The 12,459-nt window shown below is 66.6% G+C and carries 10 protein-coding genes, 1 tRNA gene and 1 pseudogene; all 12 read right to left on the bottom strand.

What is annotated here, in order from left to right:
• Nucleotides 1-584: 584 nt before the first annotated feature.
• Nucleotides 585-1,160 carry a TetR/AcrR family transcriptional regulator gene (locus tag ACQUSX_RS14240; RefSeq protein WP_428907557.1) on the bottom strand — a complete coding sequence of 192 codons (576 nt, stop codon included), beginning with the start codon at nt 1,158-1,160 and terminating at the stop codon, nt 585-587.
• 379 nt (nt 1,161-1,539) lie between these two features.
• A complete protein-coding gene (locus tag ACQUSX_RS14235) occupies nt 1,540-2,670 on the bottom strand; it encodes an NAD(P)/FAD-dependent oxidoreductase (RefSeq protein WP_428907556.1) in 1,131 nt (376 codons plus the stop codon).
• A 141-nt stretch (nt 2,671-2,811) separates the two neighbouring features.
• Nucleotides 2,812-3,114 (bottom strand): putative quinol monooxygenase, encoded by a 303-nt coding sequence (locus ACQUSX_RS14230; protein ID WP_428907555.1) that lies wholly within the window; start codon nt 3,112-3,114, stop codon nt 2,812-2,814.
• Nucleotides 3,111-3,680 carry a type 1 glutamine amidotransferase domain-containing protein gene (locus tag ACQUSX_RS14225; RefSeq protein WP_428907554.1) on the bottom strand — a complete coding sequence of 190 codons (570 nt, stop codon included), beginning with the start codon at nt 3,678-3,680 and terminating at the stop codon, nt 3,111-3,113. Before ACQUSX_RS14225 ends, ACQUSX_RS14230 begins: the two co-directional genes overlap by 4 nt.
• 1 nt (nt 3,681) lies before the next feature.
• Entirely contained in the window at nt 3,682-4,848 is a 1,167-nt protein-coding gene (locus ACQUSX_RS14220) for a glutathione-independent formaldehyde dehydrogenase (protein ID WP_428907553.1), read from the bottom strand.
• A gap of 236 nt (nt 4,849-5,084) precedes the next feature.
• Nucleotides 5,085-6,193 (bottom strand): annotated as a pseudogene (locus ACQUSX_RS14215) (ISL3 family transposase).
• Between the two features lie 142 nt (nt 6,194-6,335).
• Nucleotides 6,336-9,002 (bottom strand): excinuclease ABC subunit UvrA, encoded by a 2,667-nt coding sequence (locus tag ACQUSX_RS14210; RefSeq protein ID WP_428907552.1) that lies wholly within the window; start codon nt 9,000-9,002, stop codon nt 6,336-6,338.
• 156 nt (nt 9,003-9,158) lie between these two features.
• Nucleotides 9,159-9,713 (bottom strand): hypothetical protein, encoded by a 555-nt coding sequence (locus tag ACQUSX_RS14205; RefSeq protein WP_428907551.1) that lies wholly within the window; start codon nt 9,711-9,713, stop codon nt 9,159-9,161.
• Between the two features lie 130 nt (nt 9,714-9,843).
• Nucleotides 9,844-9,916, bottom strand: a tRNA-Ala gene (locus tag ACQUSX_RS14200).
• Nucleotides 9,917-9,942: 26 nt separating this feature from the next.
• Nucleotides 9,943-10,809, bottom strand: a complete 867-nt coding sequence (locus ACQUSX_RS14195) for a hypothetical protein (RefSeq protein ID WP_428907550.1) — start codon at nt 10,807-10,809, stop codon at nt 9,943-9,945.
• Nucleotides 10,810-10,875: 66 nt separating this feature from the next.
• Nucleotides 10,876-11,511 carry a GNAT family N-acetyltransferase gene (locus ACQUSX_RS14190; RefSeq protein WP_428907549.1) on the bottom strand — a complete coding sequence of 212 codons (636 nt, stop codon included), beginning with the start codon at nt 11,509-11,511 and terminating at the stop codon, nt 10,876-10,878.
• A 16-nt stretch (nt 11,512-11,527) separates the two neighbouring features.
• Nucleotides 11,528-12,409 carry a UTP--glucose-1-phosphate uridylyltransferase GalU gene (gene galU, locus ACQUSX_RS14185; protein WP_428907548.1) on the bottom strand — a complete coding sequence of 294 codons (882 nt, stop codon included), beginning with the start codon at nt 12,407-12,409 and terminating at the stop codon, nt 11,528-11,530.
• Between the last annotated feature and the right edge of the window lie 50 nt (nt 12,410-12,459).

Here is a 12,459-nt window from a genome sequence, read left to right as displayed (position 1 = left end):
ATGCATACCAACCACCGGGAAAACGGCAGAAAGCAGCGAGTTCAATCATGACCAAAACGAATAAATCATTGCTGACATATCCATACGCCAGACCAAAAGGCCTGGACTTTGATCCAAAGGAATCTCACTCAGCCGAAGCTGAATCGAGGTTATTTGGCATTTGACAAGTGCACGCTGTTGAGTTCTCAAGGATCGGACGCACCCACACACCCACCAACAAAGGCAGAGACGCGCAGGGCAACTTCACAATCATATCCGTCCCGTCCAGGCTGTCAAATCGACGACCGTGAGGATCAGATCCGGATCCGCTGCCCGCTTGGGCAACTTCTCTATCTTATCCGTCTCGGCCAGCTTGTCAAATCGACTTCCCGGCGGGACTGCCACGCTCCGGGGCACGGGGCCTTCCATCCGAGGATGGTGTGGAGGTGGGTGTTCGCTGCTTGAGGGAGCCAGGCCTTCCGGCCTTCCGCTCTACCGCTTGGGGCGAACAAGTAATAAGTTACGCGGATCCGGCGATCTCGGCAAATCAGGTCCGCCGCCCGGGCGTGTCGGCGCAGCGCGACGCCAACCCGGCGGGCAGTCGGTCAGGTGGCGATGAGATCCTCGGCGTGTTGGGCGGCGAGTGTGTAGGCGTCGGTGATGATGCCCATGCCTGCGGTGACGAGGGCGCCTTCGTGGAGCAGCATGACGGCGCGACCAGTCGCGGGCGGGTTGCGTGCACCCGCGTCCGCGGCGATGGTGGCGAACAGATCGAGCATCCAGTGCTTCTGGCCCACGATCACCTGGTAGGCGGGGTGTGCCGGGTCGCTGATCTCGGCGTGGGCGTTGATCATCGAGCATCCCTTGCCGCTGTGCTCGCGGGCCCAGGCTCCCGAGGCTGCGAACACCGCCCTGAGTCGTGCCACGGGCTCATCGCCCACCTCGGCCAGGCGCTTGGCGAGGAAGTCGCGCCAGGAGCGGTCGCGTTCGGCCAGGTAGGCGACCACGAGGCGCTCCTTGGAGCCGAACCGGTCGTAGAGAGTCTTCTTCGTCACCCCGGCGCGCTCGGCGATCGCGTCCACACCCACAGCATGGATGCCGTCGGCGTAGAACAGCTCGCTCGCCGCCGCCAGAATCAGCCGAGCCTTGGGCGTCCACCCGACTTTCGCTATTTCGTCCATGAGTCAACTATACCGATCTGTTTATCTCTCGCTAAGCTGGTGGCATGGGTAGACAGATCGGTATACTTTCTCGCCAAAGGAAGATCGCTGCGATCGGCCTAGAAGCCTCCGTGTGTTCGAGCTGCAGAACTAGACAGCTCCAACTCGACACCGGAGGCTTCTCCTACGTCAACAACGATCCGGGTCAGTACATCTAGGGCCCGGTGCGGGCGACGCTGGCGGGACCTTGGTTGCAGCTGGCACGCCCGAGCACGTCGCGGACAAAGGTGTCGGTGCTTCCGCGGGCTACCTCACCGCCGCACTGCACGCAGCCACCAACGTGACCCCATCGTGACGAGTCCAGAATCGCGGGTCACCCCCCGCGATTGGGAGACACGCCCTAGCTCTGGGCCTCGCCGAGGCGCGCTTCGGGCGTGAGCTCGGCGCGGAGACCGCCGCCGGTCGCAGCCCGGGCAAGAGCGCGACCCAGCGCAGGTGCCTGCTTGAACAAATTGTGACCGGCCACAAAAAGGACAGAGCCTGCCTCCCACACGGCCACGCCGTCCTCACTCCACGGGAGGTCGGTCACCCAGCAGTGAAGGAAGTCGCGCGGCTCTGGGTGGAGACCGGGCAGCGCCCGTGTCACGTACTCGCGTGCGCGTTCGTCCAGCGATCGAATCGCCGCCGGGTCGATGAAAGTTCCGTCGTCGCGGACGCCGACGGTGTCGCTGAGTCCGACCGAATAGTTGCTGTTGCCCGGTAGCGGCGTCGCGTAGACGCCGACTTCGCCGAAGATGCCGCTGCTGTCCTGCAGGCACGCGACTCGTGCCGGGGCGGCGGCTTTCACGTCGAAGGTCAGCCTGACGTGTGCGGCAAGGCGAACCGGCAGCGACAGGCCGACGCTGCGTGCCAGGCGGGCGGTTTCGCGGCCGGCACACACGACCACCTTGGAGTAAACAGCCCGGTCGGTGACGCTGCGCACCTCGACCGTCCCGTCGGCGTGGGAATCGATGGAGATGACCTCACCGGTGGTGACCGCATCTGCGAGGGCACCCGTGAGTGCCGTGATCGCGGCGCGGGTGCGGATCGCGCCGCCCGACTCGTCGAGCACCGCTGGCCCCGAGTACCCAGCGAGCAGCGGCATCCGCTGGGCGACCTCGGCCGCGTCGATCTCGTGCGCTTCCACGCCGCCGACCTGGTCGAGCACCCGCAGCCGCGCCAGGGCACTGTCTCCGATCGCCAGGACGCCGTCTGATGAGACCAGCTCGACGTCGAAGTGTTCGGCCCACTCATCCCATACGCCGCGGCTTTCGAGCGCGAAAGCGACGAGTCGCGGGTCGTCGTGGGCATGCCGGAAGATCCGCGCCTCGCCTGCGGACTGACCCGTCCCGGGCACACCAGCCTCGTACAAGCGCACCGGCACGCCCTGCTCCCGCAGCGCGTACGCCGTCGACAGACCGACGATCCCGCCCCCGATCACTGCTACCTCGGGTGAACGCGTCGTGGCAACACCGTCGTCAGTTCCTGTCATCGCGGTTCCCCGATCTGTTGGTGATTAGCGATAGGCCGCAAGAGGAGGGGCCGCTGCCACGACGTCAGCGGGCTGTGTAAGCCCGAAGTCACCGCGCGCAGCGACCCCTCCTTTCTGGGCCAGTACTCCCGGTCTGTGGTGTCAGGCGGGGAGTTTGGAGCCCAGGACGTCCAACTTCTCGATCGTCGGTTCGCTGAACAGTTTGCCGGTCTGCTCGCCGAGAGCGGCAGCGACTGCGCCGGACAGGTGCGCGTCGCGGCCGGCGTCATCGGGGAACACGTCGAAGATCCCGAAGGAGGCCGGGCCGAGACGGATCGCGAACCACGCGACGGTGGCCGGTTCCTCCTCGACGAGCCCTCGCCCGATGCCGAGGAATTCCTGGACCTCGTCTTCCTTACCGGGCAGGGCCTCCAGCCTGACAAGCAGTCCCTTCGTCACGCTCATGACGACACCTCTTCCTGGGTCGAACTGCTCGCGAATTTCGCCACGATCGTATCGCAGAACGCAGGCAGGTCGTCGGGTGAGCGGCTGGTGATCAGGTTCCCGTCGACCGCGACATCCTGGTCGACGACGTCAGCACCGGCGTTGCGCAGGTCTGTGCGGATGCTCGGGAAGGACGTCAAGGTGCGACCTTCGACCACACCCGCCTCGATCAGCGTCCACGGCCCGTGACAGATCGCCGCCACGGGCTTGCCGCTTTCGACGAACTCGCGGACGAAGGAGACCGCGTCGGGGTCAACCCGGAGTTGGTCGGGGTTCACCGTGCCGCCCGGGAGAAGCAGGGCGTCATAGTGGGCGACAGAGGCGTCCGCGACCAACCCGTCGACAGTAAACGTGCCTGCTGCATCCAGATCGTTCTCACGGGCCTGAATCTCACCGTCATGGATCGACAGAACCTCTGTCTGTGCACCAGCCTGCTCCAGCGCCTCGCGGGGCTTCTCGAGCTCGACTCGCTCGACCCCGTCGGCGGCGAGGATGGCGACTCTCTTGCCCTGCAGCGTCTCGGCCATATCAGTTCGCCTTCTTCTCTGTCGACATCCCGGGCTTGATGAGAACCTTGGTCCAACCCTTGGACCGGGCGTCGAAGTTCTTGTAGGCATCGGCAGCCTGGTCCAGCGAGATCTCGTGGGAGACGATCCACGAAGGGGTCGCCTTGCCGGCGGCGATCAAGTCCCGCAGCTGGCGGTTGTACCGCTTGACCGGGGCTTGACCGCTTCCCATGGTCTGCCCCTTGAACCAATGTGTGCCGAAGTCGATGGCTGCCTTGCCCTGCTTGGCCAATTCGCCCTTGGCCCCCGGATCCTGGGGGACGAACACGCCAACGGTGCCGATTCCTCCGGTGAAGCGGACCGAGTTGATGAGCATGTTCAGCGTGGCGGCGGTGTCCTCGTTGCCCTGGGGATCGTGGGCCTGGTAGCCCACGCATTCGCAACCACGGTCAGCTCCGAGCCCCATCGTCTCGTCCAGCACAGCCTGCACGGGGTCGACCTTGGAGTCGTCGATGGCAATCGCACCGATCTGCTCGGCCAGCGCGAGCCGGTCAGGGTGGCGATCGACCACCATCACCTTCGCTGCGCCCTTGATCATCGAGGACAGGGCGGCCATCAATCCGACCGGACCCGCCCCAGCGATCACAACGCTGTCGCCGGGTATCACGCCGGCCATCTCGGTGGCGTGGTAGCCGGTGGGGAAGATGTCAGAGAGCATGACGTAATCGTTCTCCCTCTCCTCCGCATCCTCGCCCAGGCGCAGCGCGTTGTGGTCACCGAAAGGCACTCGGAGCAGCTCCGCTTGGCCACCGCCATAGGGCCCCATGTCGGCGAACCCATAGGCCGCTCCGGCGAATGATGGTTCGGGCTGGATGGTGAGACAGTAGTTGGTCAGGCCGCGTTCGCAGTTCTTACAGAATCCGCACGAGATGTTGAACGGGAGCACAACCCGGTCTCCGACCCTGACCTTCTCCACGCCACTACCGACTTCGATGACCTCCCCCATGTTCTCGTGACCGAACGTCCGGCCTACTTCGAAGGAGGTCCGTCCCTCGTACATGTGGAGGTCCGATCCGCAGATGTTCGTCGTCGTTACCCTGACCAGGACATCGGTGGGTCGCTCGATCTTCGCGTCCGGGACGTCTTTCGTGCTGACCTGACGGGGTCCCTCGTACACCACTGCTTTCATGTCTACTCCGATCCGATTGTGTTGCTCGATGTCTTTCTGGCAAGGCCTCTTCGACGCCGCCCCCGTCACCAGACAGCAAACGCCCCCAGGAACCACGTGTCAAGGGGCTCGCCTTGAGTTGATGTGTAGCGATCGAGCCGCGATAGTGCCCGGGTCCGCTGCTCGATCCCAGGGCATACGCTCTGTACACGCTTGCGGGGGTCGCGCCATTCGGGCTCTTCGCCGTCGAGCGTGGGTCATGCGAATAGCCCGCCGCCGATGAGCAGCATGCGCAGGCGGTAGTTGTCGCGGTTGCGGAAGCCGCGGGCGATGCGGCGGTGGAGCTCGATGAGGCCGTTGATGGCTTCGGTACCGCCGTTGTTCGCGCCGCCGGTGTCGAAGTAGCCGAGGAACTCGCGCTGCCAGATTCGGCTGCCCATGCTCGCTTGAGCCTGGCGCGCTGCCGATCGGTGAGGTGTTCCTCGCCTGCGCGCAGCAGGTTGCGGATCCCGTAGAGCGGGTCGCCCTTGCGGCCGCGGTGCCCGTGCATCTGCTGCTGCACGCGGCGTCGCACGTCGTCGACGACCTTGGTGCCAAGCTTCACGATGTGGAACGCGTCGAGGACCGCGCGGGCGTCTTCGAGCTGGTCATCGATGGTGTTTTTGAAGCCGCGGAACGGGTCGAGCGTCGCGATCTCCACCCGGTCGCGGAACGCCGGGCCGCGATCGTGCAGCCACGACCGGTACGCCTCGCCGGACCGGCCAGGGACGAGATCGAGCAGCCTCGCCCGCGTGCGGCCGTGGACGTCGCGGGTGAGGTCGACCATGCCGGTGAGCTCCTTCGCCCCGCGCCCGCCGGAGCCGATCGGCCTCGTGGAGACGTGGTGCCAGATGTGCTCGTCCACGCCCAGCACGGTCACGTCATCGAACCTTGCCGGGTCGGCCTCGGCAGCTTCCAGCAGCGGCCGGATCGTGTCCCAGACGGTCCGCCAGCCCGTGCCCAGCTGCCGCCGGATGCCGTTGACAGAGGCGTGCTCCCGGCGGATCTGCTCGATCGCCCACCATGCCGCCCGCCGCGTCAGCTTCGACCGCGGCGCTGCGACCGTCTCATCCTGTTCCAGGAAGGTCACGACCACGCAGGCCGGTTCGGGGCAGCGCCAGCGGCGCTTGCGCCAGCGCAGCCGGACCGGTCGACCCATCGCCGGCGCATCCACCAGCGGCACCGGCGCGCGGCCGTGACCGATCGCGAGCACGCCGCAGCCCGGGCAGCCGATCGGGCCCGGCGGCGACTCGACCGTCACGGTCAGCGCGTCGCGCCCGCGGCGCTCGACCGCGATCGCTCTTAGCCCGTCGAGACCGACCAGCAGATCGTAGGCTCGGTCATCGTCGAGGTCCTCGCGATCAGATGAGGTAGAAGTCCTCTGATCCTCGGGGACCTCGACCCATCTCCCGAGCAGCCCCGGCTACCGGCGCGTCACCCGATACCCACACTCAACGGCGAAGAGCCGGTTATGCCCCTGACGTCAGCGTCGCGGCCTCGGCGAGGGCGGCGGCGAGATACGGTGCTGAAGCGCTGTTTCTCGACGCGGCGACCTCTGCTGGCGTTCCGGACGCGACCACTGTGCCTCCGTTGTCACCGGCTCCCGGCCCGAGATCGATCACAAAGTCGGCGGCGCCGACCACTCGCATGTCGAGTTCCACCATCACGACCGTGTTGCCGGCATCCACGAGAGTCTGGAGGTGCGCGACGAGCCGGTCCGCATCAGCGCAGTGCAAACCGGAGGTGGGCTCATCGAGCACGTAAAGAGTGTCACCGCGCTGCGCCCGTTGCAGCTCGGTGGCGAGCTTCACGCGTTGTGCTTCTCCACCCGACAACTCCGTAGCGGGCTGCCCCAAGCGCAGGTACCCGAGCCCGACATCGACCAGCGAGGTGAGCGAGCGCATCACATCGTACTCGCCGGCGAAGAAGTCGTGGGCCTCTTCGACGCTCATCGCGAGGATCTCCGCGATGTTGCGGCCTCGCCAGGTGATCTCCAGGGTGCTCGACTGATAGCGGGTGCCGTGACAGTCGGGGCACACGGTGTAGACCGAAGGCAGGAACAGCAGCTCGACCATCACGGAGCCTTCGCCTTCGCACGTCGGGCAGCGGCCGCCTACGACGTTGAAGGAGAACCGACCGGGCTTGTACCCGCGCGCCCGAGCTTCGGGAGTCTCTGCGAACCGGCGGCGCACGTGATCGAAGAGCCCCGTGTAGGTGGCGACATTGGAGCGGGGGGTGCGGCCGATGGGCTTCTGATCTATGCTCACGACACGTCGGACCGTCGTGAGGTCGCCCTCGACCGACCCACCCAGTTCATCGGACTCGTCAGCGAGAAGCAGATCGTCGGCCTCTGCGTTGTCCTCCTCGATGCGACGGGTGTCTCCGTGCCTGGCACCGATGAGGGCTGGCAGGACCTGACTGACAAGGCTGGACTTCCCCGACCCGGACACGCCGGTGACCGCCGTGAGCGTCCCGAGCGGCAGAGCCACGGATACGTCCCGCAGGTTGTTGCGTGTGACGTGCTCCAACTGCAGCCAATCGTGGGCGGCACGGGGCTCGTGCGGTGGGAGGCCGCTGCCCCCGAAGATGTACCCGCGTGTCACAGACTCGTCGACGTCCGCGAGCCCGTCCGTGGGGCCGCTGTAGATCACGCGCCCGCCACGTTCACCCGCACCCGGACCGATGTCGACGAGCCAGTCCGCGTGCCGCATGACATCAACGGAGTGTTCCACGACGAAGAGGCTGTTGCCGCGCTGCTTGAGGCCGTCGAGGATACCCAGCAACGCGGTGACGTCGTGCGGATGGAGACCGGCTGACGGCTCGTCGAGGACGTAGACGACACCGAACAACTCCGACGTGAGTTGCGTGGCGAGTCGAAGTCGTTGCAGTTCCCCGCCGGACAGCGTCGGCGTCGTACGGCTCAGCGAGAGGTAGCCGAGTCCGAGGTCGATGATGGGGCGCAGCCGGTCCAGCAGCTCGGCACCGAGGCGCGCTGCCGCGGCGCGCTTCTCGGCGGACCGATTCGGCGTGCGACGGACATCGGGTGCAGCGGAGTGCGCAGACCCGCCTGCAGCGACGCGTTGTGCGACGGCCTCGCGCCTGGTCTCGACGTCTATCGTTGCGCCGGAGGTCTCGTCCTCGAGGTCGGATTCAGCGACGACGGGCACGAGGAGTTCTGCCAACTCACGCAGCGGCAAAGCCGAGAAGTCGGCGATGTCCAGGCCTTCGAACGTGACCGTCAGCGCTTCGGGCTTGAGCTTCTTCCCCTGGCACACCGGGCACACCGCCGCGCTCATGAACTGGGCGACGCGGCGCTTCATCGACGCGCTCTTCGTGTTCGCGAACGTGTCGAGCACGTATCGTCGCGCGCCGACGAACGTGCCTGAGTAGCTCGGTTCGATCCCCGCTTGGATCGCCCGTCGAGCCTCAGCGAGCGTGAGTCGCGAGTGAACCGGGACGAACGGAGTCTCGTCGGTGTAGAGGATCCAGTCCCGATCCTTCTTTGGCAGATCTTTCCACGGCACATCCACGTCATAGCCGAGCGCGACCAGCACATCGCGCAGCTGGTGTCCGTGCCAGGCGGTCGGCCACGATGCGATGGCGCGTTCCCGGATGGTGAGTGAAGGATCGGGGACCATCCGCTCCTCGGTCACCTCGTAGACTCGTCCGATGCCGTGGCACTCGGGGCAGGCGCCCTGCACGGTGTTCGCGGAGAAGTCCTCGGCGTAGAGCATCGGCTGACCATCTGGGTACTCACCGGCTCGCGAGTACAGCATCCGCACCACACTCGACAACGTGGTGATGCTGCCCACAGAGGAGCGCGTGCTACGCCCGCCGCGCTGCTGCTGCAGCGCGACGGCGGGCGGCATCCCAGTGATGGAGTCGACGTCGGGGACGCCCGCCTGGTCGATCAGACGCCGCGCGTACGGGGCAACTGACTCCAAGTAGCGCCGCTGCGACTCCGCGTACAACGTACCGAAAGCCAACGAGGATTTCCCCGAACCGGACACGCCCGTGAACACAACCATCGCATCGCGCGGGACGGTGAGATCGACGTCCTTGAGGTTGTGTTCCCGGGCACCACGCACCCGGACATCAGGCTGGACGTGCGCGGACGCTGAGGCGAAGTCATCCATTTTGGAACTGTACCAAGCGGGTCTCGTGGTAAGCAGGTTCATCGACCGTGGGAGGCAAGATGATGCGGCTGTTCACCGGCTCTTCAAGGTTCGTGGTGAAGGGCGCTTCGTCGCGGTGACGTGATGGGGCTCGTGGCCCTGCTGAGATTGGGGTTGCTAGTGCTGACCGCGGATCAGTGTGCCGTCGAGGCGACCCGAGTTCACGGCCACTACCTCCAGGGCACCATCCATCGCGGGCAGCGCGGTTCCCGACTCATCGTCTCCAACGCGAAGAACCGCCATGGGAACGTGTACTGCTACTTCGTGTGCTCCGGTCGGCACTCCAAGCGCACCGACTGCACGCGCCAGGCGATGCTCATCGAAGACCTCGAGAAGCTCGTCGAGGAGTACTACACCCGCGTCCAGATCACGCCGGCCCAGCAGGATGCCCTCGCAGGGATGCTCCATCATGAGTTCGACCGGCTCATGGCCGCTGAAACCGAGGAACTGGAACGCCTCAGCACCAACCGCGATCGGCTCGAAGGCGAGCAGGACCGGCTCATGCAGGCGCACTACGCCGACGCCAGAGCCCACCTCGACGACTCCCTCGGCCTGCTCGCCAACTGCGCCGACATCTACACCCGCTGCGACGACACCAACCGGCGCCTGTGCAACCAGGCGTTCTTCACCAAGGTCTTCATCGACGAGGACAACGAGCTGCGCGTCGAGCACAACCGGCCCTTCGAGATGCTCCTCGATCCGCAGGTCAACGCCAACGCCCTGACCTGGGCCGCAGACGCGAACAAGGCCCGAACCTCGACCAACGTTTCCGTTGGCAAGGGTTCGAGCCTTGTGCGTGCGGTGGACCTAAGGGGATTCGAACCCCTGACCTCCTCGATGCGAACGAGGCGCGCTACCAACTGCGCCATAGGCCCTTGAACTCAGTCAGAATATCACGCGATCAGCCGGTGGCTCGACGCGCGAGCAGCTCGCGAACATGCGCTTCGATCTCCGCGTCGTCGATGACCCCCATGCGCGCGTACGGCGAGTCCCCGGCGTCCGCTGTCGCCGAGACGGGCAACGCCGTGGGTGCGGGGGGTGCGATCTCTTCAGCTCGGCGACGCAGTTCTGCACGGCGCTCGGCACGGCGACGCTCCAGCTGCGCATCCATCTCGGCCTGCGCGGCCTGCGCCCGCGACCCGGAAACCGTGATCATGGGCTGCGGCAGCGGTCGCGGGGTCCACTGTGCGCGTCCCTGATCGTGCAGCGGCGGCGAAACGCGCTCGGCCACGGGCTGCGCGACCACGCGCTGAGCGCGACGAGCCGCCCGCTTGGCGACCTGCGCCATCCGCACCAGCGCGGTCGCGCCGATGACGGCGAGCACCAGGCCGGATGCTGCCAGCATCCATCCGCCGGTCGCGGTGAGCTGCCAAACGCCGAACCCCAGCATCGCAACAGCCGCGAGCAGTGACACCGTGGCAGTGAGCCGCACATGCCGGCGCGCTCGCGCCTGACGCAATACGGGATCCTGCCGCGTCGCCGCAAGCTCCTGTCGCAGCTGCTCGAGCCGCGCGTTCTCCTGCTCGGCCTGCACGCGCTTCGCGAGTCGCTGCTGCGCATGGGCGGTGCGCGTGGTGAGCTCCAGCCGCACCTCGTCGGGCGTCTCACTGGTCTCGGCCAGCACCCGCAGCGCTTGATTCAGCCGCACCGCATTGCGCTCGGCCGAGTAGTACTGATGCCGGCCGCGCCAGCTGGGAAGGAAGTACAGCGCCCAGAGCAGCACGGCGACCAGCACGATCACTCCCCCGCTCAGCACCGGTCCATCCATAAAGACCACGGTAAGCGACCGCGTCCGGCGACCCGAGCCAATCGCGACGCGTGTCGCGTCGACCCGTCAGCCGCGCAGCATGTCCTGCGGGGGGATGGCGGCCGCCTGCTCAGGCGCCGCACCGGACACCCACCGCGAGAGCACCCCTCGGGGAACGTCCTCACGGGTGAGCGCGAACGCGTAGTGATCGCGCCAGTCGCCGTCGATGTGGATATAGCGACGACGAAGACCCTCGTAGCGGAACCCGAGTTTCTGCACCACGCGCAGACTCGCGACATTCTCCGGACGGATGCAGATCTCCATCCGATGCAGCCCGTACTGCTCGAACGCGGCATCCGTCGCCATCGCCACCGCAGTCGGAGTGATCGAGCGCCCGGCGAAGCGCTCGCTCACCCAGTAGCCGATCGTCGCCGACGCCAGCGAGCCGCGAGCGACACCCCACACATTGAGCTGCCCGGCGATCTCGCCGTCGTACTCCATCACGAACGGATAGCCGCCGCCGTCGCGGTACTGCTGAAGGAGACGTCGGATGCTGACGCGCATGTCGAAGGTCGCGACGCCGCCGGGGATCGTCGCCTCCCATGGCTGCAGCCACGACCTGTTGGACAGCAGCTCCTTCTGCAGGGTGCGCGCGTCGCGCGTGCGCACGAGGCGCAGGCCGACGGGCCCGTACCGCAGCGGCGCTGGCGTCTCGAACTGCATGATCGCTCCCCCGCGCCTAGAGGCGCGCAGCGAATTCCTTGAGCCACGGACGCAATTCGGCGCCCAGGTCATCGCGTTCCACGGCGAGCTGCACGATGGCCTTGATGTAGTCGACCCGGTCGCCGGTGTCGTACCGGCGACCGCGGAAGATCACGCCCACGACGCCGGGGCCATCGGCGTCCGCGGCGAGCTCCTGCAGGGCATCCGTCAGCTGGATCTCGCCGCCCTTCCCTGGCTCGGTGCGCTCGAGCACCTCGAAGATGCTGGGCGGCAGCACGTACCGCCCGATCACTGCGAGGTTCGACGGCGCATCGGCGGCGGCCGGCTTCTCCACCAGGCCGGTGACCGTGACGACGCCATCGTCGTCGGTCGACTCGATCGCCGCCGCTCCGTAGAGGTGTATCTGCTCCGGGTCGACCTCCATCAGTGCGATGACCGCCGCGCCGGTGCGCTCGTGGGCCGCGATCATCTCCGCGAGGAGCGACTCGCTCTCATCGATCAGGTCATCCCCCAGCAACACGGCGAACGAGCCGTCGCCCACATGGGTGCGCGCGCGGAGCACGGCATGCCCGAGGCCCTTCGGCTCCCCCTGACGCACGAAGTGGATGTCGGCGAGGTCGCTGGATTTCATCACGCGCTCGAGCCGGCCGTGATCGCCTTTCTGCTGCAGCTTCACCTCCAGCTCGGGAACGGAATCGAAATGATCGGAGATCGCATTCTTGTTCCGCCCGATGATGACGAGGATGTCGTGGATGCCCGCGCCGACCGCCTCTTCGACGACGTACTGGATGGCGGGCTTGTCGACGACAGGGAGCATCTCCTTCGGCATCGCCTTGGTCGCCGGCAGGAACCGCGTCCCCAGGCCCGCGGCAGGGATGACCGCCTTGATGTTCGTCATGCGGCTCAGCTTAGCCGCGGCCGTCGGCCTCGACGGGTCGCCTGGCCCCC

The organism is Microbacterium alcoholitolerans, assembly GCF_050408615.1.
Classification (GTDB): Bacteria; Actinomycetota; Actinomycetes; order Actinomycetales; family Microbacteriaceae; genus Microbacterium.
Note: the sequence above shows the minus strand (reverse complement) of the source record. Positions and strands in the feature narration are given on the sequence as shown.